Origin of the sequence: Mycolicibacterium stellerae, from assembly GCF_003719305.1 — a bacterium.
Classification (GTDB): domain Bacteria; phylum Actinomycetota; class Actinomycetes; order Mycobacteriales; family Mycobacteriaceae; genus Mycobacterium; species Mycobacterium stellerae.
The window spans coordinates 131919-157262 of sequence record NZ_RARC01000001.1; the positions used below are offsets into that span (position 1 = coordinate 131919).

A 25344-nucleotide genomic window follows, 5' to 3' on the forward strand; every position below is an offset into this window, starting at 1 on the left:
GACGGTGCTTTCCATTGGTTGGGATGACGTGAAGATCGGATTCAGATTCGAGTACTCCGCGAACAGTCCACCGCCTCTGTCGTCCGTCGGGTCCGCGCCGCGATGCGGCATCGTCGATGAACTACAGCGGGTCGCGGGCGACGGGGCAGGACATGCAGCGCGGGCCGCCGCGGCCGGTACCCAGCTCACTGGCCGCGATCGGCAGCACTTCGATCCCTGAGTCGGCGAGGCGAGTGTTGGTTTCGACATTGCGCTCGTAGGCGACCACCACGCCGGGCGCCAACGCAAGCGTGTTGTTGCCGTCGTCCCACTGCTCACGCTCGGCGGTGACGGGATCAAGACCGGTGTCGATCACGCGCAGCTTCTCGATTCCCATCGCGTCGGCCGCAGCGTCGACGAACGGTGCGGCCCTGGAGATCGTCACACCGTCGCCCTTTTGACTGATGGTGAACGCCGACAACGAGTCGACGATGTTGGGGTACATGACCACGGCGTCGACGTCGACCATCGTGCAGACGGTATCGAGGTGCATTTGGGCACGCTCCTGGGCGATCGGCACCGCCAACACGGTGTGTGCCAGACCGTCGTCGAAAAGGCTCCGGGCCAACGCCTCTGCGCCTGCCGGCGTGGTCCGCTCGCCAACGCCCACCGCGACAACGCCGGGGGCAAGCAGCAAGACGTCTCCGCCCTCCACCGGCGCAGAACGCGATTCGTACGCGCGCCGTACACCGAGGAACCGCGGGTGGTGGGCGTAGATCAGGTCGGTCAGCGATGTCTCGCGTACCCGGGCAGGCAGCGCCAGCGAGGTGATGGCCACTCGCGGACCGATCCAGAACGACGAGTCGCGGGTGAACAACAGATTGGGCAGCGGATCGATGACAAAGTCTCCGCCGTGATGCATGCGTCGCACCAACGAGAACTCGTTCTCGCCGAACGGAAGCTCGTTGAATGTCATGCCCGCCATCATGACGTGGCCAAGATCGTCGGCATCCAGAGTGCGCAGGTAGGCCGAAAGTTCTTGCGCCAGGGGCAAGCCGAGTCTGCGTGAGTCGACGGCGGCCGAAATGCCGTGCATCCGGGCCGCACCGCTGGCCAGCGCTTCGATCAGCAAGTCCGACAGCAACAACACCTCCACCCCGCGCGACCGTAGAAGGTCGGCGAAGACGTCGTGCTCCTGCTGGGCGCGAGCCACCCATGGCAAGCCGTCGAACAACAGCCTGTCGTTGTTGCGCGGCGTCAGCCGCTGCAGTTCGGCGCCGGGACGGTGCAGGATGACCACCCGCAGCGTCCCGACCTCGGAGTTAACTCCCAGCGCGGTTCCAGGCACGGTAAGCACCGTATCTCGAAGAGTCATTTCGAACATGGGTCCCTCACCTCAACTATTGTTCAGGTGTGGACATCCACGAGCTGACGCCCGGCGAGATGGCCGACCGCAGCGGTGTGGCCGTCTCGGCGCTGCACTTCTACGAACGGCAGGGCCTGATCGCCAGCCGTCGCACCTCCGGCAATCAGCGCCGCTACCCGCGCGAGTCGTTGCGGCGTGTCGCGTTCATCCGGATGTCGCAGCGGCTCGGCATCCCGCTCGCCCGGATCCGGGAGGCCCTCGCCACGCTGCCCACAGACCGCGTCCCGACCAGCAAGGATTGGGCGCGACTGTCGGCAGGTTGGCGCCAAGACATCGACGACCGCATCCTTCATCTGCAGCGGCTGCGCGACAACCTCACGGGCTGCATCGGCTGCGGTTGCCTGAGCCTGAAGACCTGCGCGCTGTCCAACCCCGGCGACATGCTGGCCGACCAGGGACCCGGTGCGGTGCGGCTGTAGATCATTCGAACGCGTGTGCGATAAACTCGTGCGCATGGAGGTGGCGCTTCAAAGCTCGCTCTTCGACCCCGCCGAGCGGCAGCACCTGGGCGGCGGAGCATGGGTCGAGGTGCGCTCGGGCTGGCTGTCTGACGCCGACTCGCTGTTCGACGAACTCATGGAGGTCATCCCGTGGCGGGCCGAGCGCAGGCAGATGTATGACCGCGTTCTCGACGTGCCGCGACTGGTCAGCTTTCACCACCTGATCGACGAACCGGTTCCCCATCCGATGCTCAAGCAGATGCGCAGGCGGCTCAACGACACCTACGGCGGCGAACTCGGCGAACCCTTCACCACCGCGGGGCTGTGCCTCTATCGCAACGGCGAAGACAGCGTGGCATGGCACGGCGACAACATCGGCCGCAGCAGCACTGAGGACACCATGGTTGCAATCGTATGTTTGGGCGCCACAAGGGTTTTCGCATTGCGCCCACGCGGCGGCGGCAAATCGTTACGGCTGCAACACCGGCACGGCGATCTACTGGTGATGGGTGGGTCGTGCCAGCGCACGTGGGAGCACGCCATCCCGAAGACGGTGAAGCCGGTCGGTCAGCGAATCAGCATCCAGTTCCGGCCGCACGACGTGCGGTGAGCCTCATGCCTTCACCGCGGCGACACCCGCGCTGAGCAGTTCGCCCGCGCGCTTGGTGTCGACGGCAGCCACGGGCTTGTCGGGGACGACGAGCGGATTGGCGGTGACGATCACCATCAGCGAGCCGAACCTGGCGACGTAGTTGTAAAGCTCGCCGGTACGCGCCTTTCCGCCGATCGTCGTCTGCACCACTCGGTGCGCACCCTGCGTTGCAACACCGTCGATCTTCGGTGCATCCACCACCTCGATGAGGCCGCGCACTCCCGGGCCGGCGAACCCGACCTTTTGGCAATTCTCCGGAGGTCCATTCACCGGCACGGCTTCCGATGTCTCCACCGCGATCACGATGAACCTGTTGCCCTCGCCCTCGGCGGTGAGCGCGGCCATGTTGCCCTTCACACCGGCGGGCAAAACCTGCTGATTGGCGAACTTTCCGCAATCTGCCGGCTCGAATTTTATTTGCGCAGGCAGCTTTTGGGGCTCCAGGACGCGGGGGTCGATCGCCGTCGGCGCGATATCGGTGACCTTGAACGGCGCAGGAAAGTCCGTCCGGAGGTTCTTGACGTTCGCGATGTCGGCGTGCGAAAGGTCCGGCTCTGCCGATTCGGCAGATCCGCACGCGGCGAGTGCGCCGACGCAGGAGACGACGAGCACGGCCCTCAGGTTCAACATCGCCGCCAATGTACCCGCCGATTCCGCGTCAACCCCGTAACGCCGACACCGTTTTGACCAATAGATCGGCGGCGAATTCTTGGCCGAGTGGAGGATTCGGCGATCCCGGGTCCGCAACCACGGTGACGAACGCCAGGTAGTCGCCGAGATAGGCGCTGAACGTGTACACCGTCGAGGTTGTCTCCATGCCTCCCTCGACGACCGTCGTGGCGACGGTGTCCATGCCCACGGTGGTTGCGCCTTCGACGGCCGGCGCGTCGATGATGTTCACGGTGCCTGTGGTGTTTCCCGATGTCACCGTCCATTGCCCGCATTCGGCGAGCACCGAGGGGTCGAGGGTGATCGGCGACGCGGGCGATCCGGTGACGACGGCATGCACGATGCCGCCGGGACCCGATCCCGACCAGCCTCGGGTCGTCGCGTCGTCGGTGGCCGGGCCTGCCAGCGGTGCACAGTGCGGCGGTTCGGTGACCCAGCCGGGCCCGAAACCCCAGAAGGCTGCGGGAGACGCGGGGCCGAGGACGTCGGCCACCTCGTAGCCTGCGGGCAGTTCGCCGCGCACCCGGCTGATTCTTGCCGGGTTGACCTCGGATTGGTCCGCAGGCGATATGGAGGTCGACGGCACGGGTGGCGGGCCGGCGTGGCCGCAGCCTGCGACGACGCCCGTCACGAGCGCTATCGGAAGCCAGAACCGGCGCACGCCCGTTGATACCACGGACGGCCCGTTGAACCGGCCAGCAACGTTTTGCGTGTCTAGAGCGATCAACTAATGGGTCGGGCCTATTAGAAGTACGGAGAAAACTGTCATGCGAGCAGCACTGGCTATGGCAGGGGGGATCGTGGCGGCGGGCTTGATGCTCGCACCAGCGACTACTGCAACGGCTGAACCCATTGCACCGGGTGGCGCCTACGCAACCATCGGACAGCTGGAGGCTTCCGGCTACGACGTGAACATCGATCGGGTGGGCAGCGCGCCGCTCGATCAGTGCATCGTGACAAGCGTGCGGAATCCGCAGGACATCACCCGAACCATCCGGGTGGACAACGGGCGCAAGGGCGACAAGAGGGACTTCGACTACGTCGAAATCGTGGTCCGCCGGACCATCACCGTCTCGCTCAACTGCGACGCCCGCACCTAGGCGGCCGGCGCGCCAGCGTCGTTCGCCTCGGCGCTTGTGGTCGTCTTGGATTCCTGGCCCGTCAGCGCGTTGATGATCCGCTTCAGCGGTCCATCACCGTTGGGCTGAAGCCCCGCCAACGGCTTCGCCGGATCGAACTTCATCGATTCGCGCAGTTTCGCGAACGGGTCAGGCTTGGTGGCGTCTGGAGTTTCGGTTCCTTCAGACGCGAGGTCATTGCCGAGCTGTTCGGCGTTCTGGCCCGCTTTCCCATCAGGCTCGGTCCCGGGCGTGGAGCTGGTCGTAACCGTCTGCGGCTCGTTGACCTGTGCGGATTCAATCCTCAAGGAATTCGCCTCGTCGGCGTCGGCATCGGCGTCGGGGACGGGGGCGCTCCAGACTCCGTGGCTTTCGACGCCCAGCTCGTTTCCAGCGTCGTCGTACGTCTCACCGCCGACGCCGAAGGGTCGGTTGACATCGTTGGTGCCGAGAAGGCGCCCGATCCCGGCCTCCTCCAAACCATCGTCGATGCCGACCGGGACCGACTGGGCCAGGTTGGCCAGCAGCGTGAGCGCGTCCTCCTGCGGCAGCAGCTGGAATCCGACGGACTCACCCGGACTGGTGCCCCGGTAATAGGCCGATTCGATCAGCACCCGCAACGGTGCGTCGGCGACCGCCAGCAGCGCATCCGGCACTCCCAGCTGCTGCGCAGGCAACAGTATGGGCAGCCGGTCCGAGGTGAGCAGGTAATAGTCGGTGTCGCCGTAGGTGCCCCGGCTGATCGCCTCGTCCAGTGAGTGGCTCGGCACATCGCCGTGCAGATAGTAGTAGGCGGCGGCCGAGTTGGCCCACGCCAAGCCGTTCCACACCACAGCGGGCGCATCGCCGCCGAGCAGGTCGTACTGCTGCGCGACGTCGACGGTCGGGGTGACGAAGTCGTCGGGGTCGCCTTCGCATGAAACACCGTCGCAGCTGTTCTCCGTCGGCCCGTAGAACGTGATGCCGAGGATCGGAATGGTCGTTCCTTCGGGCCCGCGCCCCAAGATCCCGCCGTTGGGCCGCATCGGGTTGGAGATCAGGTAGAACGTGGTCCCGTTGAGGCCTGGGTAGTCGTCCGGATTCTCCACGATCTGGTTCTTCACCAGCGATGCGACCACCGCGCTTTGCGAGTAGCCGAAGACGATGAAGGGCGGAGCTGTCTCGCTAGGGTCTGTCGAGCCAACGCCGCTGTTGTAGTTGCATTCGCCCAAAGAGACCCCAAGACAATGCGACAGATTGTCCTGCCCGATCGCGACGGAATCATCGAATGTCGTCGAGCCGAACACCGGGAAGAATTCCGCGGGGTAGATCACGGCCACCCGGTTGTACTCCGCTGGGTTTGCGGGCACCGGCGTTCCGTCGGGATCGACATAATTATTGATCGCCTGATCCATGTACGCCGTGACGAAATCATTCGAATCCGTCGGCAGGGACAGCGGATGCTGGGTGCCGCCCATGATCAGCACCGTCGTGGCCAATAGCTGGAAGGCCGTCGTGAGGGTCTGCATCGCCACCACCGCGGGTATGGCGATCAGCGCCACGAAAACTACGATCAGCGAATGCGCGATCTTCTTCACCCGTGAACCATCCCCTCGCCACCCCGCAGACTCGCGCTGCCTATCGCCAGCGACGACACCACGAGACCGTTGCGGCCTCCATCTCGCAGCACAGGAGCATTTTGCACTACAGCCGTCCGGCTCGCAGCGAAATCATCAGGCTTTTCCGCTCCGGCCTCACCACGGCTATGTAAGTCACCCCCCGGCAGCCAGCTAAGCAACCGGTTCGACGTCCGAATCGGCACAAATTACCGGTGGCACCGGTTCGCGGCGATTTTCCTTCCATCCGGCGTTTGCCGACCGTAGAGTCATGGCGCAGATTTCAACTGACACGGGAGATTCAATGAGAAAAGTGAGGGCCGGCGGGATCGCCATCATGGCCGTCATAGTCGGCCTCGCCCTTGCGGGCTGCGGATCCGAAGACAAGAAGGTCGAAGCCACCACTTCGAGCTCCACCAGCTCGTCGTCGTCGTCGTCGGCAGCACCTTCGTCGTCGGCGGCCGCCAAGCCCAACGCGACGATTCCCGACTACATCAAGCAGAACGGAATCGCCGAATCACCGGTGAAGCGCGGCGATCCAGGATCTCCCGAAATCAACCTGCCGTTCCCCCCAGGCTGGGAGGACATGGGTGCCCAAACTCCCCAATGGGCTTGGGGCGGAATCAAGTACACCGGTGACCCGGCGATGGCCGCCAACCCGCCGACGATTCTCGCGCTGCTCTCGAAGCTGCAGGGCAACGTCGACCCGGCCAAGATCCTCGAGTTCGCACCGGGCGAGATGAAGAACCTGCCCGGCTATGAGGGCGACGGCGTCGGCTCGGCCAGCACGCTCGGTGGTTTCGACGCCTGGCAGGTCGGCGGCACCTACGTCAAGGACGGCACCTTGCATGCCGTGGCGCAGAAGACCGTGGTGATCCCCGGAGCCGACAGCCTGTTCGTCCTGCAGCTCAACGCTGACGGCACCGAGGACCAGATGGGGGTCCTGATGGACGCCACCAACATCATCGACGAGCAGACAACGATCACTCCGGCACCGTGACGGCGGTTCAGCCGCCCGCTGCGAACGAGCCGCCGCCGCCACAGCGCGGTCAGACTCGGGAGGAGCGGGGCCGCGACATCAGCGAGGCTCAGGCCGAAGCAGAGGCCGAGACGTCGAAGGTGAAGCAGTACCTGAGGATAATGAGCCCTCGGTATGTGCTGTCGATGGCCGAGGGATACCCGGTGGTGCTCAAGCCGTTCATCCAGTTCTGCCTGATCCTCATCTATCCGGCTTGGCTGTTCGCCGTGCTGTTCGGCGCCGCGATGCACGCGCTGTTCTACGTGACGGTCTACCCGGTGTTGTGGCTACTCTTCTGGCCGATGCGCGCCCACCAGAAGAAGCACCATCCGCAGGAGTACGCCGAGTCACAGCGCAAGAAGTAGCCGGCGGAGCTCAGTGGGACTGTTCAACCGGTCGGCCGGCGCTGCGGTGAATGTGGCGCCGGCCGTTGTCCGGCCGCGGCAGACGGTCACGGCCACCGTCACCACCGACAGGCCGGTCAACAAGGTCACCGCGGCGACGCTGGAGTGGGGCTACACGAACTTCTACCGCTACCGATGGGCCGGCCGCGCCGACTCGACGGCCACCGAGATGAACGACGTGTGGTGGATGATGGGCGAGGTCGGCACCGACGCGGGCAGCGAGAAGGATACCGAGGACTGGGTTGGTGTGACGAAGGTCGACCTCCCGACCGCTACAAGCGAATTCACCGGTGCCACTTCGTCATTCACCATCCCGTCCTGGGCGCCGGGCTCCTCGGGCGCGCTCGCTCGATGGTCGGCGAGGCTGACAGTCGAACGCGCCGGCCGCGACATCGACACCCGCGGCGACTTCACCGTGGTCATCGGCGCCGATGATCTTCAGGTCACCGATGCGCCGCAGCAGCGGGTCGCAGGGGACGGCGAGACCGAACTCGACATCGTGGTGCCGTCGCTGGTCTTTCGCGCGGGCGAAGCGATCACCGGCAACATCACACTCACGCCGCGCAAGGACATGTCCGACGGGGAGCTGGGAATCCACTGGGCCTACAAGACGCTCTCTCATCCCCTGGAACGCACACCCGCGGCGGGTGGCGGCTCCAAGTCCGGTGACAGGCTCAAGCTCGGTAAGTCAATACCGTTGCGCAACGGCACACCGGTGACGGTGCCCTTCGCACTGCCGCTTCCGGCCGACGCTCCACCGACAGGTTCAGCCGTGCACTCGTCTCTGGTGTATCTCCTCGAGGCCACCCTGATGTATGCGAAGTGGACCCAGGGCATCGAGAAGGTGTGCCGCCAGATCGTTGTCGTCAACGCGTAGTCAGGCCCGCGATATCGCCGACGCGTCGGCGACCTGCTCGGCCGTCGGCCGCATCCCGGTGTAGCGCTCGAACTGCTCGGCAGCCTGTAGTGCGATCACTTCGCCGCCGGTGATGACCTTCACCCCGGCAGCCCGGGCGGCGACGATCAGCGGGGTCTCCGACGGCAGCGCGACCACATCGAAAACGGTGTCGGCCTTCGCGATTGTCGATGTGTCGAATGCGCTGCGCTGCTCGTCGGGTCCACCGGCCATCCCGATCGGCGTCACGTTGACGATGACGTCGGCGGTCCGTGACCCCACCTCGCCCGCATAGTCGTAGCCGAGTTGCCGCGCCATCGCCCCGCCGGTCTCGGCATTGCGTGCGACGACGAGACCATCGCGAAAGCCGCTGTCCCGGAAAGCCGCTCCGACCGCGCTGGCCATTCCCCCGCTGCCGTGAATCAGTACCGACTGCGAACTGCGCAATCCATGCTCGCCGATGAGCCGCTGTACCGCGATGTAGTCGGTGTTCGACGCGGTGAGGTGCCCGTCGTCGTTGACGATCGTGTTGACGGCGTTGATGGCCAGCGCCGAACCCTCAACGGCGTCGACGAGCGGAATGACGTCCTGCTTGAACGGCATCGACACCGAGCAGCCCCGGATGCCGAGGGCCCGCACGCCGCCGATCGCCGCAACGATATCGGTCGTGGTGAACGCCTTGTAGATGAAGTCGAGGCCGAGCAGGTCGTACAGATAGTTGTGAAATCTGGTGCCGATATTGCTCGGTCGGGCCGCCAGCGAGATGCACAGCCGGGTGTCCTTGTTCAGCGGCGGGCGCATCAGCCGACAGCTCCTATGACTTGCCTTGCCATAGCGTGGATTTCGCGGTAGCTCTCCCGTGAGATCGACAGGTCGCGCAGCGCAGGTACGTCGATGATGGTGGTCACCACGCCGAGATCCTCACGCTCCCAGTGCGCGCCGAACTTGTCGAGGATCGTGCGCATCGCAAGGTTGTCGGATAGCACGCGCGCAGAGAACCTCCGAACGCCGTCGCCACGCGCCGCCACTGCCAACGCCGCCATCAGGAATGAGCCGATGCCGCGGCCCTGGTAGTCGTCGCCGACGATGAAGGCCACCTCGGCCAGCGTCGGATCGGTTTCGTCGCGCACGAACCGGGCGTCGGCGACGACGGGCCCCTCGGGTCCTTCCGTCATCACCCACACGAAGTGGTGCTTGTAGTCGACCTCGAAAAGGTAGGTCATCAGCGACTTGGACGGCGTACGGGGCGTCTGGAATCTGCGGTACAACGTGTCACTGGAGAACTCGATCGTGCTGGTTGAGGTGCGCTCGATGTCGCCCGGCAGCACGGGCCGAAGGTAAAGCCAAGAGTTGTCCCGCATTTGAACCGGTATGGGGGTGATGAATGCGGCCAGTCGTTGACGTGCCGTCCGCACCATCTTGTCCATCACGCCCGGCACGTCGAGCATGGCCGCGAAGGCCGCGTGGCCCCCAGCCCATCCGGTCAGCGGCTCGGTGGCGACCACCGTCGCCGTACGTGGCGTTTCCCGTAACAGCGCGATCTCGCCGACGATCAGCGGCGGCACCAGCTCGAGGATGGTGGGCACTCCGTCGCTACCCATGTGCGTGATCTCGGCTTTTCCGGAATCGATCAACAGGAACGACTCCGCGCGTTCTCCCTGGCGCATCAGGATCCGGCCCGCCGGTGCATTCAGCGGGCGCAGCTGCGCCGCCAGCGTCACAAGGGCTTCCGGCCGGCAGCCCTTGAAAATCTCCAGGGCTGCGAGTTCGTCGGCGCTGACGGCGGTCAGTCCGGCCACGTCACGAGGCTACCGCCTCAAGCCCCGGGCGCCGAGATCTCGGTGGCTTCGGACCGCCCCCGCAGCACCTCGCTGCCCTTCGCGGTCCAGTGGGTGCGTTCAGCGTCGTCGGCGCGTTCGATGGCCGCCGACGAGCACAGGATTCGTCGATCCGAGGTCTTGGCGAGATCGGCGAGCCGCGCGGCCTCGTTGACCGGGTCGCCGATCACCGTGTACTCGTAGCGATTCTCGGCGCCGATGTTGCCAGCGAACACCGAGCCCGCAGAGACACCGATCCCGAAGTCGACGAGCGGCAGCCCGCGCAGCTGTTCGCCGAGGGTGCGGGCGGTCGCCAACGCCGCCGAGGCAGCGCCGTCGGACCGCAGGGGGGCTCCGAACACGGCAAGCGCGGCGTCGCCCTGGAACTTGTTGATCATGCCTTCGCGCGCGTCGACAGCGTTGACGACGATGTGGAAGAACTCGTTGAGTACCTCGGCGACCTGCTGGGGCGGGTGGCTCGCGGCCAGCGCCGTCGAACCGGTCAGGTCGATGAAGAGGATCGCCGCCTCCTGCACATCACCCGACATCGATGCGCCCTCTTCGATGGCACGACGCGCGACGTTGGTGCCGACGTGCCTGCCGAAGAGGTCGCGTACTCGCTCGCGTTCTGCCAATCCAGCGACCATCCGGTTGAATCCGCTTTGCAGCCTGCCGATTTCGGAGCGTTCGAAGACGTCGATCTCGGTCTCCAGGTGACCCTTCTCGACCTCGGCCATGGCGTCGACGACTTCGCCGATGGGGTCGGCGATCGACCTGGACGTGAGGATCATCGTCGGCAGTCCGAGAAGCACCGCGGCGAGTGCAACCACGAGAACGGCGATCTCAACCGATGCCGTTTTCGGAATGAGCCAGCCGTTCGACCGCACCACAACCAGGGCCACGATGACCAGGCACGGCAGCGCGCTGCACAGAAGCCACAGCAGTATGAGTCGCGCCCACACACCTGGCGCGGCGACGAGGCGCTCGGAGGCGTGGGTGGCGGCGGCCAGCATGGGACGAACGATGTCCATCGTCAGCAGCAGGCTGATGCCCGCTGCCGCCGACCCGCCAAGGACGACGCCTGCCGCGGTCGGCGCGATGATGCCGATCCCGCCCTTGTAGTTGAGCGCGACGGAGATGGTTCCGCTGGCCACCCAGGTGCCCGCAAGCAGCGCGCACTGACGTCCGAGCAGCCTCGTCAACGACTTTCGCTGTCGTTCGTCGGGCTCCGAGCCGGGGATGAACCAGCGCAGGGTCGGCGCGATGTTCAGGGCGCCGCCGATCGCGATTACCACGGTTCCGACGGCGACCAGGACCGCAGAGCCGATGATGTTCGCCGGGCTGAAGTAGCGTTGCGTCCCGAGCAGTGCCTCGCCGCCCAGTGGAATGAGGATGGCGACGGCCGCGGTGATCGACAACAGATACGCGCCTGCGAGCCTGCTCGCGTAGTTGGCCGCCAACCTGCTCATGTGAACAACGTAGCGATAGGCCCCTGGTTACGGGTTCGGCTTGAACTCCAGGTGCAGTTCTGCCAGCCCACGCATGATGAATGTGGGCTCGTAGGCATACCGTCGCACCTCCGCCGGACCGTGGTGCTCCTCCGAGATCCGCAAATCGGCCATCCGGTCGAGGATCCGATTCAACGAGATCCTGCCCTCGGTGCGCGCCAGCGGCGCTCCCGGACACGAGTGGGCGCCGCGAACGAAGGCGATCTGCTCGCGCACATTGCGGCGGTCGGGACGGAAGGTGTCGGGATCGGCGAACTTTCGCGCATCCCGGTTGCATGCCCCGGGCAGCAGCATGACGGTGGTGCCCGCGGGTATGTCGGTGTCGCCGATGGTGGTCGACGTGCGCGCCATCCGGAAGTGGGACTTGACCGGACTCTCCATCCGCAGTGTCTCTTCAAGGAAGGCGGGTATGCGGCCACGGTCCTCGCGCAGATATGCCTCATACTCCGGGTTCTCGGCCATCACGCGCATCGCGGAACTGACGAGCTTCGTGGTGGTTTCGGTGCCTGCGGCGAACAGAAACGTCGACAGGTTCATCACGTCGTCGATGTCCGGCGTTGACCCGTCATCGTAGGAGGCCTGCGCCAGTTCGGTGAGGACGTCGCCACGCGGTGCCCGCCTGCGATCCTCGATGTAGGCGTGGAACTTGTCGTTCAGCCACTGCAGCGGGTTGTGCGTCGTCGGCGCTTCTTCGCCGAGTTGGCCGACCAGTTCCCCTGCGAACACGGCTCGGAACTCGTCGTGGTCCTCGGCGGGTACACCGAGCAGGTCGGCAATGACCAACAGCGAGAACGGCTTCGCGTAGTCCTCGAGGAATTCGCATGAGCCCCGGTCGACGAACTTGTCGAGCTGTTCGTCGGCAAGCCGCCACATGAAGTCTTCGTTTTCCTTGAGCCGCTTGGGGGTGATGAGCTTGTTCAGCAGTCCCCTGGTCCGGGTGTGCAGCGGGGGGTCCTGTGTGGTGATGTGTTCGCTCATCGGGACCGCACCTCGGTGCTCTTCGATCAGGTCGGTGACGTCGTCGCCGCCGGGACCGAACGGCAGTCCCGAAAACGGCCCTGCCACCGAAATGCACGACGAGAACGCCGGATCCTTGTACACCGCCAGTGCCTCGTCATAGCCCGTGACGGCCAGCACGTTGAACGGCGTCGCCGGTGTCACAGGGCATTTCGACCGCAGATGATCGAAGTACGGATACGGGTCGGGCACCAGGGCTTCGTCGGTGAAGAAGTCGACTGTTTCGAAGTCGGTCATGTGACACTCCCTTTCATGGCGAGCCCTTTCATGGCGAGCCCTTTCATGGCGAGCAGACGCAAATGCACCCGAAAGTGCGGCATTTAGGGGACTTTTGCGACTGCTCGCGCGGAGGCGGGGTCGAAGAGCACCGGTAGCGATGTCGGCGAGCGGAACACCATGCCGCGGATGTGCGGGTCGTCGCCGCCTGGATCCAGCCGAAGGTTGGGCAGCCGGTCCAGCAGCAGGTTGACCGCGGTGCGCATCTCGAGACGCGCCAAATGCATGCCGAGACAGACGTGGACCCCGTGTCCCCAGCTGATGGGGACCTTCGCCTGCCGGAAGATGTCGAAGCGGTCGGGATCGGGGTATCTGTCCTCCTGCCGGTTGGCCGCGCCCAGCATCGGCATCACAGACGAGCCTTGCGGAATCGGCACCCCGGACAGTTCGGTGTCCCTGGTCGCGACCCGAGTGATGTTCAGCAACGGCGCATCCCATCGCACCGCCTCTTCGATCGCCTGCGGAATGAGCGACCGGTCGGCGCGGACCGCCTCGAGTTGATCCTCGTTGGTCAGCAGCCCGAACAGCAGGTTGCCCAGCGACCGGTACGTGGTCTCCACCCCGGCAGGCAGCAGCAGCCGGATGAACGAGTAGATGTCCTCGTCGGCCAGCTTGTGCCCGTCGATCTCAGCGGCTGCGAGGCTGCTGATCAGGTCCTCGCGCGGTTCGGCCCGACGGGCCGCCAGGATCGGGCTGAAGTAGTCCACCAGCGCCTGCGACGCCGCCATGCCGCGTTCCGGGTTGACGGTGAAGCTGAGCATCGAGATCGACCAGCGTTGGAACTGCGGGAAGTCCTCCTCCGGCAGGCCGAGCAGCGCGGCGATGATGCGGGTCGGATACGGAAAGGTGAATGTCTTGACCAAGTCTGCCTTGCCGTCGCCGGCGAACTGGTCGATCAGTTCGTTGCCGATGCGGCCGACGATCTCGTCCTCCCACCGCGCGAGCGCCTTCTGGGTGAACGCCTTGGTCACCAGCGACCGCAGCCTGCCGTGCACGGGTTCGTCCATGCCAAGCATCACCCCGTGGCCGAGCACGTCGCCGAAGATCTGGATCACCACGTTGGACGAGTAAGTCTCGTTGTCGCGCAACATCGTCTGGATGTCCTCGTGCCGGTACACGATGAACACCGGCTTGCCCTCCTCGCCCGGCATGGCGGACATGTCGATCCGCTGGATCGGTGTCTCGTGGCGTTGCTTGGCCAACTCCGGATAGGGGTCGCGGACGTTGCCCGAGACGACGTCGTCGAACGCCCCGAAGTCCTCGAGGTCGTCGAACAGATCTGACATGCTGCTCCCGTCAAGTCGCCGGGTAGGCGACCGATTTCACTTCGGTGTACTGGTCGAAACCCGTGATGCCGTTCTGCCGCCCGACGCCGCTGGCTTTGTAGCCGCCGAACGGTGTGTCGGCGCCGTAACCGGCGGTGCCGTTGAGCCCGATGAAGCCGGCGCGCAGCCGCTTGGCCACCGCCAGGGCGTGATCGAGCGTTCCGGACATGACGTTGCCTGCGAGCCCGTACGGGCTGTCGTTCGCGATCCGCACGGCGTCGTCTTCGTCGTCGAACGGGATGACGACGAGCACCGGCCCGAAGATCTCTTCCTGCGCGATGGTCATCGAGTTGTCGACATCGACGAAAAGCGTTGGCTTGACGAAGTATCCGTTGTCCAGCCCGTCGGGCGCCTCGGCTCCGCCGACGAGCATCGTGGCGCCTTCCTCGACGCCCTTCTCGATGTAGCCACGGATCCGGCTGCGCTGCTTGTCGGAGATGACGGGGCCGCACATGGTAGCGGGGTCCTGCGGGTCGCCGGGCGCGACGCTTTCGTAGATGCCTTTGAGGATCTCGACGCCTTCGTCGTACCGCGACCGCGGAAGCAGCATCCGGGTCGGCATCGCGCAGCCCTGTCCCGCATGCATGCACGGCGCGATGCCCATCATGCACCCCAACGCGAAGTCGGCGTCCTCCAGCACGATCGTCGCCGACTTGCCGCCCAGTTCCAGAAAGAGGCGCTTCATCGTCGCGGCGCCCTTTTCCATGATCCGCTTGCCGACGACCGTCGAACCGGTGAACGAGATCAGGTCCACCTTTGGTGACAGGGTGAGTTCCTCGCCGACGAAATGGTCCGAGGCCGTCACGACATTGACCACACCTGCCGGGATGTCGGTGTTCTCCGCGATCAGCCTGCCGATCCGGGTGGCGTTGAACGGCGTGTTCGGCGCAGGTTTCACGACAACCGTGTTGCCCGTGGCCAGCGCCTGGCCCAGCTTCTGAATGGTGACCTCGAACGGGAAGTTCCATGGCACGATCGCGCCGACGACACCGGCAGGCTCACGCCACACCACCCGCGTGGTGTTCACCCCGGTGAGCGAGATCATCGCATCGCCAAGCGATGTCTCCCAAGGGTATTCGTCGATCAGCTTGGCGGGGTAGTGCAGCGCGTCGGCAAGCGGCGCGTCGAGCTGCGGCCCGTAGGTGACCGAGCGCGGGCAGCCCACCTCCCCGATGAGCTCTTCGCGGAGTTCCTCCTGCTCGGCCTCGATCGCGTCCTGCAGCTGCAGCAGGCACTTCTGCCGGAACGAGTGGTTCGTAGACCAGTCCGTCTCGTCGAACGCGCGTCTCGCCGCGTCGATGGCACGGTGCATATCCTCTTTCGACGCGTCGGCGACCTCGCCGAGCGGCTCCTCTGTTGCCGGGTTGATATTGGTGAAAGTGCCTGCCGCACCGTCGACGAGCTCGCCGTCGATCATCATCTTCGATTCGAAGGTCACGTTCGGGGCGTCAGCCATCGATGTCACTTTCCCGGGAGGCGTCGGGCGCTCCCATGGTTGCGGCAGGCGTGCCACCCAGAGCGCCGAACCGGGGGATTCCCATCATCAGACGGGTCATGGTGTGCATCCAGGCGCCGGGCAGCACCCGGTTCATGATCAGCAGCATGCGCGCGTCGGCGCCCACTGACCGCCGCACGAACGCCGCCTTCCCGTCCAGCGCCTTGGCCAGCGCCGTCGCGAAGCGATCCGGCGACTTCGCCGCGTACTTCATCGCGGCCCGGCCACGCTTGTCCATCGTGTGATGGTGGGCGGCGTACGGGCCGTCGAAGTCTCGGCTGTCCGTGGTGCCCGCGTCGGTGATGATCTCGGTGTCATGGGTGCCGGTGACCAGGATGGTGACACCGATGCCGAACGATGTGACCTCACCGGCCAAGGCTTCGCCCCACCGCTCGAGCGCACCCTTGACCGCCGAATACGGTGCGGTCGCGGGCATTCCGCGGACACCGCTCGAGCTCGACACAAGCACGATGCGCCCTCTGTCCGCCGCCCGCATCGACGGCAGCAACGCCTTCGTCAGGGCGACCGGGCCGAAGATGTTGGTGGCGAACATGGTTTCCCACAGGCTGATCGGCGCTTCCTCGACCATTCCAGCCGCGGAGATGCCCGCGTTGTGCACCAATGCGGATGGGGCGCCGATGGCTTCGGTGATCGACTTCGCCGCGGCCGCAACGGACGCGGGGTCGGTGAGGTCAAGCGTGACGCCGATCAGCCGCGGATCGTCGGCATCCGCACCGGTGGCTTCCCGCAACCTCTGCATGCCCGCGTCGACCGACCGCATCGCCCCGACAACCCGCCATCCCCGCTTGTACAGCAGTACAGCGGAGGCCAACCCGAGGCCGCGGGACGCTCCGGTGATGACGACGCTGCGCGTCTCAGCCATTCGGGCCCTGGGTCGCGCATGCGCCTTCACCGCGCGGCGGCGGTTCGACGTCGGGCCTGCCGTCCGGCAGACCCTGCTGCCAGGTGGACCACTTCCCCACCGAGAACGGGCCTTGGGCGCCCTCCTTCTCGTAATAGCCTTGCGGGTCATACACTTTGGCCTCTGGATATGGCCACGGGCATGCGACGGACGTGGCAAGCCCACTGGCCTTGATCACCCAGAACCATCCGCCGTAGGCGAAGTAGGAGACGTTGATGATGGCGAACATCACCAGGAAGGTGCCAAGTACCGGCTTCGTCGGGAACAGCTTGGCCTTCGCAGCGAGCTTCTCCGCCACCGACTTTCCCGTGTCGTCGCGGTAGACGAGGATGGCCGCAGGGATCATCACGAAGGTCACCGACAGCGACTCCCAGATCAGCGGGAACTGGAACGTGGTGCCGGGAAAAAGCGTGCCGAACGGGATCGCCTGCGAGTAGATGTACAGCCCCGTTCGCACCAGGCTGATCTCCAGAACGGCGTCGAAGATGAAGCCGATCACCAGCACCAGTGCGGCCAAACTGATCAGCGGGTGCCGGGCGACGAACGCTTCCGGACCGCGCTTGGCCGCCATCCTGCGGAGAATCCAGATCGCGGGGAAGTACGGGCCGAAGTAGAACGTCACGTATCCGAACACGATGAAGGGTTCGACGGTCGGCGACATCATGATCAGCGGCCAGGATTCCGGCCAGTGCAACAACATCGGGTTGTACACCGCATACGGCGACCAGTTCATGATCGGGTCCTGCCACACGATCAGCGTCGTCACCAGAACCATCAGCAACACCGGGCTGCCGGGATTTCGCCGCCAGCCGCGGATGAAGACGACGGTCAGCACCACCACCATGATCAATGCGCCGGCCTGCGGGATGACCTGCCAGTGGTCGAATCCCGTCAGGAACCCGACCGGGCGGGGCCGCCCCTCGACATTCGGGTTGGCCACGCGCGGGTCGACGTCCGTACGCCCGACCGCGGCGAACAACCCGAGGAAGGCGAGCCAGGCAACAAGTGAAATCCATCGACCCCAGTTCGGGCCGGTGCGCGCCGAGGCAGGTGAGACGACCCGTGTACCGGCCGGGGAGGACTCCTGCGTCGTCATCGGATCAGCCGTCCTCTCCGAAGCGATCGACCAAGTGCGAGTTGACGCCGTCCGGGTCGAGCGTCCTGGCCACCAGATAGCCGGATCCCATCCACGCGCGCCGAGTCCATTTGCCAAGCGACACACGGGTTCCTGGCGCACCGGACGCGGCGGGCAGCATCTTCACCCGTTCGAGCGCCTCCTTGACCCCGCGGGGGCTCAACGGGTGGGCATCGGTGAACGCGCGCACCAGGGTGGCGGCGACGTCCCGGTTCACCACGGTCACGCAGAACTCGGGGCGACTGCCGTTGTACTTCTCGGCATAGCGATCGAGGAAGTCCTGGCCGATCGGGTTGCCCTCGTCGTATTGATCGACCCCGACCCAACCCATGAATGCGTTCCACATGACCGGGTTGACCCAGGCGTTCTGGAACGCCGTGGTGGTGAATCGTGGCGGGTCCCAGTCGACCGCCTCGAGGGCCGGGTTGACGAAGACGATCCCGAAGCCGAACCCGAGGTGGACGATCGCCTCGGCCTTCGCGTCGTGCAGGGTGCGAATCGCGTCATTGATGTCTTGCGCGGTCTGAGCGATCTCGGCTTCGGCGACGATTCGAATCCCCATGCGGGCACAGGCACCTCGCAGGTTCTTCAGATAGCTCTCACCGATGAGATTCTGCTCGACAAGCACACCGATATCGGTCAGGCCGCGCTTGGCGACCAGGTCGACGATGAAGATGGGCTCGTCGGTCATCGAGCCCTGCGGGAACGCGAAAGTCCACTCGCCCAGCCAATCGTCGGTGCCGGTGACGCTGATCGCAGGCACCTTGAATCGTTCTTCGATGGCTTCGCGCATCGGCACGCAGTTGTCGGTGATGTTGGGGCCGAACACCACCAGACAGCCCTCGTCGACGAGTTCGCCGTAGGCGTCGATCACCGCCTTCACCGAGCCCTTGGGCAATCCCTCGACCTCGCGATAAATCATCTGCACGGGTCGATCCATCAATCCCTGCTCCACCGCCTCGGAGAAGATGAGGTCGAAGGTCTGCGTGAAGGAGGCGAACAAGTCCTCCGGAAACCCCGGCGGCAGGGTGAAGTCCATCAGGTAACCGACCTTGATCGGTTCGGCTGTGCTCTCGTAGGACATCCGACCTCCGCGATGAAACCTAATATTTGTTCTGACAGTAACGGCGCCGCCGAGCAGCGTCAATCGCCCCCAGCGAGATACACGTTGATCAACTCGTCGAGTCCGCGGGCGACCGTCGGATCATCGGTCAGTGGTCCGGCGACCGCGGCTCGGGCCGCGTCGGAGACGGTCAGGCCTTCCACGACGAGTCGGCCCGCCGCGATGAGGACACGCGTCGAGGCCACCTCGCGCAGCCCCCCGGTTTCCAGCCGCCGGATCGCCTGTCCGAACCGGACCAGCTCGACGGCAGTGGCCTTGTCGACGCCGGACTCCCGCTCGACGATCCCTTCCTCGACGTCGGGTGAGGGAAAGCCGAACTCGATGGCCACCATTCGCTGTCGGGTGGAGTCCTTGAGGTCCTTCAGAACGCTCTGGTAGCCGGGGTTGTACGACACCACAAGACCGAATCCCGGTGCCGCGTCCAGTGTTACGCCGAGACGTTCGATGGGCAGCTGACGACGGTAGTCCGCCAGCGGGTGCAACACGACCGTCGTGTCCTGCCGCGCTTCGACCACCTCGTCGAGGTAGCAGATCGCCCCCTCGCGCACTGCGCGGGTCAACGGCCCGTCCACCCAGACCGTCTCGTCCCCGCGCAGCAGATACCGGCCGACCAGGTCCGCGGTCGTCAAGTCGTCGTGGCAGGCGACGGTGATCAGCGGCCTGCCGAGGTCGTGTGCCATGGCTTCGACGAAACGCGTCTTGCCGCATCCGGTCGGACCTTTGAGCAGCAGCGTCAAACCCTGCCGGTACGCGGCCTTGAAGACGGCTTCCTCGTTGCCTGTCGCCTGGTAGTACGGGCGCGATTCGAACACTGTCACCAGATCCGCCGCCGTACTTCCGCAGCGCGCAATGCGGACCGGAACAACGGGCCGATCACCGCGCCGAGTTGTTCAGGCCTGCCGATCGTCGCGTAAGCGGTGCTACCGAACACCTTCCTGAGCGCCGCCGCATCGGTGCCCGCCCCCACCGTGAGGCACACACAACCGGTCCCCCGGCGGCGCGCCTCCGTCAACGCACGCCGGGCATCGGCCGCGCCATAGGCACGCTCGTATCCGTGGTCGTAAGCGAGTCCATCCGACAGCACGACGAGCAGACGCCGCGACGTCCCTCCGCGCTTTTCGAGCACTGCCGAACCATGCCGGACGGCCGCGCCGAGCCGCGAATACGCCCCCGGCTCAAGGCTGTTGAGGCGTCTCATCACGCGTGTATCGAGATGGTCGTCGAACCGCTTCACCGGCATCACGGTGACCGCCGCCCGGCCTTGTGAGTAGTAGGCGTAGAGCGCCACCCGGTCGCCGAGGTCGTGCAGCGCCACGGTCATGTCGGCGACAGCGGCGCGCTGTTGCTGATGCACGGTGCGCCCCAACGTCCCCGGTTCCGCGGCCGAGCCGGAGACATCGAGCAGCAGCAGCACCGAAAGATCGCGCCGCCTGCGCAGGCTGTCGAGGTACACCGCTTCGTCCGGGGCCGATCCGGCCCTCACCTCCACACGCGCCTCGACGGCCGCGTCGATGTCGATGTCGTCACCTTGCGATTGGCGATGGCGACGATGCAGTCCCATACCGAGACGTGCCAACGGGCGTCGTACCCCGATGTGCCCCTCGATGGCCTGCGGGGCCGACGCCTTGACCTTCGGGTCGACCTCGCGGACGGTGCACCACTCGGGGCGGTAGCCCCTGCGGTCGGCGTCCCATTCCGGATACTTGACGCCGTCGGTCTTGATGTCGGCGGCGTCCTCCGACGACACTGCGCCCGCCGAGCCGACCGCATAAGCGCCTCGGTTTGCCGAATCGGTTCTGTGCGTTGGCGTGTCGGCCCCTGGAGGTCCGCCACCGCTGCTGTCGGATTTGCGCGCCGACGACAGCATCTTCTTCAGCCACTTCCCGATGAACCCGCCGCCTCCGACAGGGCTGGTGAACAAATCCGGGACGTCGCTGTCGTCCACGCTCTCGTCGAGCTCCTCACGCGCTTGTGCGGAGCCACGTCGCGGGACGTGGCCCAAGCTTTCGCCGTCGACTTGGTCGGCAGCGCCAGCGTTGGCCGCGATCACCTTCTTGGCGCGGATCACGCCGAACGCCGCGGGGAGATCTTCGATCGCGCACTTGCCCGATGCCAGTGCCAGCGAGCCTTCCGGCGAATCGCTGCGGGAAGCCCACTCGGACTCGACCAGATGGGCCAACACGCGAGGCAGAATGCGCGCGTTTGCGCCAAGCGCGCGACGCCCTTCGATGGCCAGGTAGCGATTCGCGATCCGCGGACGCCGAACCAGCGAGCCGATCACCTCCGAGTCGAGGCTGCCCGCCGCGATCAGCGATGCGTGTACGGCCGCCGATTCGAGGTTGGCCCGCGCGCCCTGCGCGGGATCGACGTAGACCGTCTGGGCGTCCGTCCACGACGGTTCGCCCGGCGCCAGTGGCGCTACGGCGACAGGTCGTCCGGCGAGGGCGGACGCCAGCATGCCCAGTGCTTGCAGGCGGTCAGCCTCTGCAAGCTTCGGCACGAGCACCTCCAGGCCACGGCGATTGTTGACCAAATATCTGTTCCAGTATCTGGTCCGACCGTAGTGTCCGCACCCGCCGCCCGTCAACGAAGCGAAAGTTCCCCCCAATCGCCGAGCCTGCCGGCTGATCGCGAAGTCACGAGGATTCGCGATCTCCGCGCGGTTTCGGGGGGCCGCGCGGCCCTATGAGCGGCACTTTCACCGATTCGGCGGTCACTGCCCGACACCGCACTTCTGGTAGCGTTAACCAAACATTGGGTCGATAAGGCAAACCCACGACGGGAGTCGGCAGCCGTGCAGGTGTTGTGGGGCGTCCGCACGTGACGCCGTCGAACGCCGGACATGCCTACGACGACGGCACCAGGCGCACCGAGATACTGCAAACCGCCGCGGCGCTCATCGCGACCTCGGGGCTGCGCACCTCGCTCCAGGAAATCGCCGACGCGGCGGGAATCCTGCCCGGCAGCCTCTATCACCATTTCGAATCCAAGGAAGCGATCCTCGTCGAGCTGCTCCGGCGATATCACACCGATCTGGACCGCATCGCCGACCACGCGCAGAGCCGGTTGGACGACGCCAGCTCCCGGTCGGCGTTCGAGCGGATCGTCGACCTCAGTTCGGCGATCGCGCAATGCGCGGTGACGCACGGTGCGGCGCTGCAGATGACGTTCTACGAGGCCCACGGCCCGAACCGGGAACTCACCGCACTCGCCCAGCAGCGGCCAACCGCGATCCTGGAAGCGATGGTGCAGACCCTGCGGGCCGCCAGGTGGAGCGGCTATTTGAAACCCGACGTCGACCTTCCCGTGCTCGCCGACCGGCTCGTCCAGGTGATGCTGCAGGTCGGTCTGGACGTCATCCGCTTCAACGCCAGCGCCGACAAGCTGGCCGAGCTGCTGTGCCGAATCCTGTTGGAGGGCTTGTCCGCCGTGCCACCGGCCGACGCACAGCTGGACCGCTCCGCGGCGTTCGTCGCCGCCGACGACGTGGTGAAGTCGTGGAGCGATGACGCGAACGCCGAGCCGGGCGACAAGGCTGCGCACGTTCGTGCCGTCGCGCGCGCCGAGTTCGGCCGCAAGGGCTACGAGGTCACCACCATCAGGGACATCGCGTCGGCCGCCCAACTCGGCACCGGCACGGTGTACCGATTGATCGGCTCGAAAGACCAACTGCTGGCATCGATCATGCAATCCTTCGGCGAGAAGGTCGCCGAGGGATGGACCCGCGTGCTGCGCTCCGATTCATCGCCGATCGAGAAGCTGGACGCGCTCAACTGGGTGCACACGAACGTGCTGGACCGCTTCGGTGACGAGTTCCGCATTCAGCTCGCGTGGATGCGGCAGTCTCCCCCCGACACACCGAACATCGGCTGGCTGTTCGCCAAGCGGGTTCGACAGATGAAAACGCTTCTGGCCGAAGGCATCAAGTCCGGCGAGATCGTCATCGACAGCCCCGCGAACGAGACGTTGGCGCGGTCGGTGATCGGCATCGGCTGGATTCCCGAGAACATCCTGCACGACCTCGGCATCCGGCGCTCACTGATTCACCTGCGCGATACCGCTATTCGGGGAGTGACGACTAGCCGAGCGTAACCGGCAGCTTCGACCATCCGCGAACGCTTGCGGTGTGCGCCTTTTCGGCGCTCTCGTAGTCGACGTCCCAGTCCGGCCATCGCCGCAGCACCTCCTCGAGCACGACCCGGGCCTGCATGCGGGCCAGCGCCGAGCCCATGCAGAAGTGCAGCCCCTGGCCGAAGGACAGGTGGGCGCCGCCGCGATGAATGTCGAAGCGATCGGGATCGGGATAGTGCCGCTCGTCGCGGTTCGCCGACCCGTTGAGCAGCAGCATCACCGAACCCTCCGGGATGGTCTTGTCACGACACTCCACGTCGTGGGCGACGTAGCGGGCCTGCACGGGTGACGGTGCCTCATAGCGCAGCATCTCTTCGATCGCCGCGGGAATCAACGAGTGGTCCGTCGCCAATTCACGTCGCTGGTCCGGATTTTCGGCAAGGAGCTGTCCTGCGAAGCCGATCAGCCGCGTCGTCGTCTCATTGCCCGCACCCGCGACCATTCCGGTGTACATCAGCACCTCGGTGCGCGTCAGCCTGCGCACTTCGCCGTCCTCCTCCAGCTCGGCGTTGAGCAGCTGGGTCATCAGGTCGTCGGACGGATGGTCGGCCCGCCAGTCGATGTACTGGGCGAACAGCTCGTGACTGTTCTCGAACATTTCGGCGCGCGCTCCGCTGAACTCGCCCTCCGTTAGCGTGATCGCGTTGTTCGAGGTGTCGCGGATCATCTCCTGGTTGTGTTCGGGGATGCCCAGCAGGTAACCGATTGTCCGCATCGGGATCTGCGACCCGATGTCGGCGATGAAGTCGAACCGGTTGGAGCCGACGAGAGGATCGAGGGCACGCACACAGTACTGGCGCGTCAGAGGCTCGATCGCCTCCATCCGCCGAGGCGTGAAGACCCTTGAGAGCAGACGGCGATGAAGGTCGTGGATCGGCGGGTCCTCGAAGAGGATGATGCCGGGCGGCAGCTCGATATCGGCAAGGATGATGTCCATCGTGGTGCCACGGCCCGACCGGTAGGTCTCCCAGTTGTGCAGTTCGCGTGCCACATCCTCGTAGCGGCTCAGCGCGTAGAAGTTGTACTTCTCGTTGTAGTACAGCGGGGCCTCGTCGCGAAGCCGCTTCCAGACCGGGTAAGGATCGTCATCGATCGCGAAATCGTAGGGGTCGTAATACAACTCGGGCGCGCTGGTGCCGGTCATTTGGCCGCCTCGGACATGACCACTTCGCCGACGCGCTTCAGGTACTGCCAGGCGATCTCCGGAGGAACCCCGCCGCACAACGGTGACAGGTTTAGCATCTCGCCTGCGCGCACCCGTGCGACGGCCTCCTCGACGCTGTAGATCCGGTGTGACGTCGGATTGGCGCGCAGTTCCTCGACGGTCTTCACGTCGGAGAATCCCGCCGAGGTGTCGTTGCCCGGGTTCCATGCGGCGTACGTGCGCACGTCGTGGAGCAGATGCGGGCCGAGTTCCTCCCATGCCTTGTCGACGTCTTCGGCGACGAAGCACACCGACGGGTTGTCACGGGCGGGCAGGAAGATCGGCCCAGGCTCGTGGCCGTGCTGGTGACAGGCCTCCTGGTAGGCGTCGTACATGCCTTCGACGTTTGCGTTGCCGAGCATGCCGAGCCCGTAGCGGCCTGCGCGGCGCGCCGCGGCGATCGTGCCGCCACCCCACATCAGCATCGGACCTCCCTCGGTGTGCGGCGGGGGCGTGGTGTTGATGTGGCGACCCTCGAAGATCGCTTCGCCGGAGAGCAGGTCACGCAGCAGGGCCAACTTTTCGTCGACAAGCTTTCCGCGAGTGCGCATGTCGACGCCGAAGTGTTCGAACTCCTCCGGCCGATAGCCCAGCGCAAGGATGTAGGAGGCGCGGCCCTTGCTGATGATGTCGAGTACTGCCATGTCCTCCGCGAGCCGGACCGCGTCGTAGAACGGCAGCAGCAGGATCAGGCTCAGCGCGAGGCGTTCGGTTTTTGCCGCAATCGCCGACGCCAGAATGAGCGGCGACGGCAGGTAACCGTCCTCCGATCCGTGGTGCTCGCACAGCACCGCGGCAAGAGCGCCGTGGTTCTCCGCCCACGCGCACATCTCCGTCGCGGCGGAGTACAGCTGCACCGTTGGCGCGCCGATCTCCGGTGCGCGCATGTCGAAGCGCAGCATGTACACGAGGCCTCCAAGCGGACCCTAAGATCCGTTCCGGAAACGCTACGGCTGGTTGCGGAACCCTGTCAACCGCCAGTCATCCGCGATTTCTGCACAGCGGTCGTCGGCCCCCTGCCGGTCACAACCCTCCCGCAGATTTCGGCGAATCAGTCGAATGCGTGCCGCGGCAAAGCGTTCGGTATGTCCAGCGAGCTCAACAGGCCTGCGGGAGCGTCGATCACGCAGGGGATCGCGTTGACGACGCGGATGGCCGTCGCGGCCATCGCGGCGCGACCGGCGCCGTGCTCCGC

At 65.6% G+C, this 25344-nt stretch carries 24 protein-coding genes and 1 pseudogene; 7 read left to right on the forward strand and 18 right to left on the reverse strand.

The window, feature by feature from the left end:
- Positions 1-121 precede the first annotated feature (121 nt).
- On the reverse strand, positions 122-1354 hold the full coding sequence (gene arcA / locus D6M19_RS00620; protein WP_123023604.1) for an arginine deiminase: 1233 nt from the start codon (positions 1352-1354) through the stop codon (positions 122-124).
- Between the two features lie 38 nt (positions 1355-1392).
- On the opposite strand from arcA, the gene soxR reads away from it, so the two are divergent.
- Together soxR and D6M19_RS00630 are read left to right on the forward strand one after the other, a co-directional pair.
- The gene (soxR, locus tag D6M19_RS00625; RefSeq protein WP_164478271.1) at positions 1393-1824 is read left to right on the forward strand and encodes a redox-sensitive transcriptional activator SoxR; all 432 of its coding nucleotides are present in this window, start codon (positions 1393-1395) and stop codon (positions 1822-1824) included.
- Positions 1825-1858: 34 nt separating this feature from the next.
- Positions 1859-2455: an alpha-ketoglutarate-dependent dioxygenase AlkB gene (locus D6M19_RS00630; RefSeq protein ID WP_123023237.1), complete on the forward strand. Its 597-nt coding sequence runs from the start codon at positions 1859-1861 to the stop codon at positions 2453-2455.
- Positions 2456-2458: 3 nt separating this feature from the next.
- On the opposite strand, the gene D6M19_RS00635 is transcribed toward D6M19_RS00630, so the two are convergent.
- Together D6M19_RS00635 and D6M19_RS00640 are read right to left on the reverse strand one after the other, a co-directional pair.
- Positions 2459-3127 carry a DUF5642 family protein gene (locus tag D6M19_RS00635; RefSeq protein WP_123023238.1) on the reverse strand — a complete coding sequence of 223 codons (669 nt, stop codon included), beginning with the start codon at positions 3125-3127 and terminating at the stop codon, positions 2459-2461.
- Between the two features lie 28 nt (positions 3128-3155).
- Positions 3156-3797 carry a DUF5642 family protein gene (locus D6M19_RS00640; RefSeq protein WP_234834635.1) on the reverse strand — a complete coding sequence of 214 codons (642 nt, stop codon included), beginning with the start codon at positions 3795-3797 and terminating at the stop codon, positions 3156-3158.
- Positions 3798-3951: 154 nt separating this feature from the next.
- Here D6M19_RS00640 and D6M19_RS00645 point away from each other — a divergent pair, with 154 nt between their 5' ends.
- The gene (locus tag D6M19_RS00645) at positions 3952-4266 is read left to right on the forward strand and encodes a hypothetical protein (protein WP_234834636.1); all 315 of its coding nucleotides are present in this window, start codon (positions 3952-3954) and stop codon (positions 4264-4266) included.
- Here the strand turns inward: D6M19_RS00645 and D6M19_RS00650 are convergent.
- Entirely contained in the window at positions 4263-5861 is a 1599-nt protein-coding gene (locus tag D6M19_RS00650) for a PE-PPE domain-containing protein (RefSeq protein WP_123023240.1), read from the reverse strand. The genes D6M19_RS00645 and D6M19_RS00650 overlap by 4 nt on opposite strands.
- Before the next feature lie 322 nt (positions 5862-6183).
- Here D6M19_RS00650 and D6M19_RS00655 point away from each other — a divergent pair, with 322 nt between their 5' ends.
- From D6M19_RS00655 to D6M19_RS00665, 3 genes are read left to right on the forward strand one after another with little or no spacing between them, the layout of a single operon-like run.
- A complete protein-coding gene (locus tag D6M19_RS00655) occupies positions 6184-6879 on the forward strand; it encodes an envelope biogenesis lipoprotein LpqN (protein ID WP_123023241.1) in 696 nt (231 codons plus the stop codon).
- Positions 6876-7262, forward strand: a complete 387-nt coding sequence (locus D6M19_RS00660; protein ID WP_123023242.1) for a hypothetical protein — start codon at positions 6876-6878, stop codon at positions 7260-7262. The genes D6M19_RS00655 and D6M19_RS00660 overlap by 4 nt, the downstream gene beginning before the upstream one ends.
- 13 nt (positions 7263-7275) lie before the next feature.
- Complete coding sequence (locus D6M19_RS00665) at positions 7276-8178, forward strand: hypothetical protein (RefSeq protein WP_123023243.1); 903 nt, start codon at positions 7276-7278, stop codon at positions 8176-8178.
- Here the strand turns inward: D6M19_RS00665 and D6M19_RS00670 are convergent, their stop codons facing one another.
- The 11 genes from D6M19_RS00670 to D6M19_RS00720 all read right to left on the reverse strand — a co-directional run bounded on the left by D6M19_RS00670 (position 8179) and on the right by D6M19_RS00720 (position 21272).
- On the reverse strand, positions 8179-8997 hold the full coding sequence (locus tag D6M19_RS00670; protein ID WP_206428410.1) for a shikimate 5-dehydrogenase: 819 nt from the start codon (positions 8995-8997) through the stop codon (positions 8179-8181).
- Entirely contained in the window at positions 8997-9995 is a 999-nt protein-coding gene (locus D6M19_RS00675) for an acetyltransferase Pat (RefSeq protein WP_123023245.1), read from the reverse strand. Before D6M19_RS00675 ends, D6M19_RS00670 begins: the two co-directional genes overlap by 1 nt.
- Positions 9996-10012: 17 nt before the next feature.
- Complete coding sequence (locus D6M19_RS00680) at positions 10013-11482, reverse strand: adenylate/guanylate cyclase domain-containing protein (protein WP_123023246.1); 1470 nt, start codon at positions 11480-11482, stop codon at positions 10013-10015.
- Between the two features lie 27 nt (positions 11483-11509).
- Entirely contained in the window at positions 11510-12775 is a 1266-nt protein-coding gene (locus tag D6M19_RS00685; RefSeq protein WP_123023247.1) for a cytochrome P450, read from the reverse strand.
- A gap of 83 nt (positions 12776-12858) precedes the next feature.
- On the reverse strand, positions 12859-14100 hold the full coding sequence (locus tag D6M19_RS00690) for a cytochrome P450 (protein WP_123023248.1): 1242 nt from the start codon (positions 14098-14100) through the stop codon (positions 12859-12861).
- 10 nt (positions 14101-14110) lie between these two features.
- The gene (locus tag D6M19_RS00695) at positions 14111-15559 is read right to left on the reverse strand and encodes an aldehyde dehydrogenase family protein (RefSeq protein WP_407665284.1); all 1449 of its coding nucleotides are present in this window, start codon (positions 15557-15559) and stop codon (positions 14111-14113) included.
- Between the two features lie 28 nt (positions 15560-15587).
- A complete protein-coding gene (locus D6M19_RS00700) occupies positions 15588-16517 on the reverse strand; it encodes an SDR family oxidoreductase (protein ID WP_123023607.1) in 930 nt (309 codons plus the stop codon).
- Positions 16510-17652, reverse strand: coding sequence for a spirocyclase AveC family protein (locus D6M19_RS00705; RefSeq protein WP_123023250.1), 1143 nt, complete (start codon positions 17650-17652; stop codon positions 16510-16512). The genes D6M19_RS00700 and D6M19_RS00705 overlap by 8 nt, the downstream gene beginning before the upstream one ends.
- 4 nt (positions 17653-17656) lie before the next feature.
- Positions 17657-18775, reverse strand: coding sequence for an ABC transporter substrate-binding protein (locus tag D6M19_RS00710; RefSeq protein WP_123023251.1), 1119 nt, complete (start codon positions 18773-18775; stop codon positions 17657-17659).
- A 59-nt stretch (positions 18776-18834) separates the two neighbouring features.
- Entirely contained in the window at positions 18835-19632 is a 798-nt protein-coding gene (locus D6M19_RS00715) for a CbbQ/NirQ/NorQ/GpvN family protein (RefSeq protein WP_327389770.1), read from the reverse strand.
- Positions 19629-21272: a nitric oxide reductase activation protein NorD gene (locus D6M19_RS00720; protein WP_123023608.1), complete on the reverse strand. Its 1644-nt coding sequence runs from the start codon at positions 21270-21272 to the stop codon at positions 19629-19631. The genes D6M19_RS00715 and D6M19_RS00720 overlap by 4 nt, the downstream gene beginning before the upstream one ends.
- A 347-nt stretch (positions 21273-21619) precedes the next feature.
- Here D6M19_RS00720 and D6M19_RS00725 point away from each other — a divergent pair, with 347 nt between their 5' ends.
- Complete coding sequence (locus tag D6M19_RS00725; protein WP_123023253.1) at positions 21620-22906, forward strand: TetR/AcrR family transcriptional regulator; 1287 nt, start codon at positions 21620-21622, stop codon at positions 22904-22906.
- Here the strand turns inward: D6M19_RS00725 and D6M19_RS00730 are convergent.
- The 3 genes and pseudogenes from D6M19_RS00730 to D6M19_RS34655 all read right to left on the reverse strand — a co-directional run.
- Positions 22893-24089, reverse strand: coding sequence for a cytochrome P450 (locus D6M19_RS00730; RefSeq protein ID WP_123023254.1), 1197 nt, complete (start codon positions 24087-24089; stop codon positions 22893-22895). The two genes, D6M19_RS00725 and D6M19_RS00730, sit on opposite strands and share 14 nt — an antisense overlap.
- The gene (locus D6M19_RS00735) at positions 24086-25057 is read right to left on the reverse strand and encodes an LLM class flavin-dependent oxidoreductase (RefSeq protein WP_123023255.1); all 972 of its coding nucleotides are present in this window, start codon (positions 25055-25057) and stop codon (positions 24086-24088) included. Before D6M19_RS00735 ends, D6M19_RS00730 begins: the two co-directional genes overlap by 4 nt.
- 143 nt (positions 25058-25200) lie before the next feature.
- Positions 25201-25332, reverse strand: a pseudogene (locus D6M19_RS34655) (dihydrodipicolinate reductase); the annotation flags it as partial.
- Between the last annotated feature and the right edge of the window lie 12 nt (positions 25333-25344).

Coding starts and splice junctions, on each gene's coding strand:
- D6M19_RS00705 (WP_123023250.1), bottom strand. CDS start 17,652: ATGACGACGCAGGAGTCCTCCCCGGCCGGTACACGGGTCGTCTCACCT.
- D6M19_RS00685 (WP_123023247.1), bottom strand. CDS start 12,775: ATGACCGACTTCGAAACAGTCGACTTCTTCACCGACGAAGCCCTGGTG.
- arcA (WP_123023604.1), bottom strand. CDS start 1,354: ATGACTCTTCGAGATACGGTGCTTACCGTGCCTGGAACCGCGCTGGGA.
- D6M19_RS00710 (WP_123023251.1), bottom strand. CDS start 18,775: ATGTCCTACGAGAGCACAGCCGAACCGATCAAGGTCGGTTACCTGATG.
- D6M19_RS00680 (WP_123023246.1), bottom strand. CDS start 11,482: ATGAGCAGGTTGGCGGCCAACTACGCGAGCAGGCTCGCAGGCGCGTAT.
- D6M19_RS00695 (WP_407665284.1), bottom strand. CDS start 15,559: ATGATGATCGACGGCGAGCTCGTCGACGGTGCGGCAGGCACTTTCACC.
- D6M19_RS00730 (WP_123023254.1), bottom strand. CDS start 24,089: ATGACCGGCACCAGCGCGCCCGAGTTGTATTACGACCCCTACGATTTC.
- D6M19_RS00635 (WP_123023238.1), bottom strand. CDS start 3,127: ATGTTGAACCTGAGGGCCGTGCTCGTCGTCTCCTGCGTCGGCGCACTC.
- D6M19_RS00690 (WP_123023248.1), bottom strand. CDS start 14,100: ATGTCAGATCTGTTCGACGACCTCGAGGACTTCGGGGCGTTCGACGAC.
- D6M19_RS00645 (WP_234834636.1), top strand. CDS start 3,952: ATGGCAGGGGGGATCGTGGCGGCGGGCTTGATGCTCGCACCAGCGACT.
- D6M19_RS00670 (WP_206428410.1), bottom strand. CDS start 8,997: ATGCGCCCGCCGCTGAACAAGGACACCCGGCTGTGCATCTCGCTGGCG.
- D6M19_RS00700 (WP_123023607.1), bottom strand. CDS start 16,517: ATGGCTGAGACGCGCAGCGTCGTCATCACCGGAGCGTCCCGCGGCCTC.
- D6M19_RS00630 (WP_123023237.1), top strand. CDS start 1,859: ATGGAGGTGGCGCTTCAAAGCTCGCTCTTCGACCCCGCCGAGCGGCAG.
- D6M19_RS00655 (WP_123023241.1), top strand. CDS start 6,184: ATGAGAAAAGTGAGGGCCGGCGGGATCGCCATCATGGCCGTCATAGTC.
- D6M19_RS00720 (WP_123023608.1), bottom strand. CDS start 21,272: ATGCTGGCGTCCGCCCTCGCCGGACGACCTGTCGCCGTAGCGCCACTG.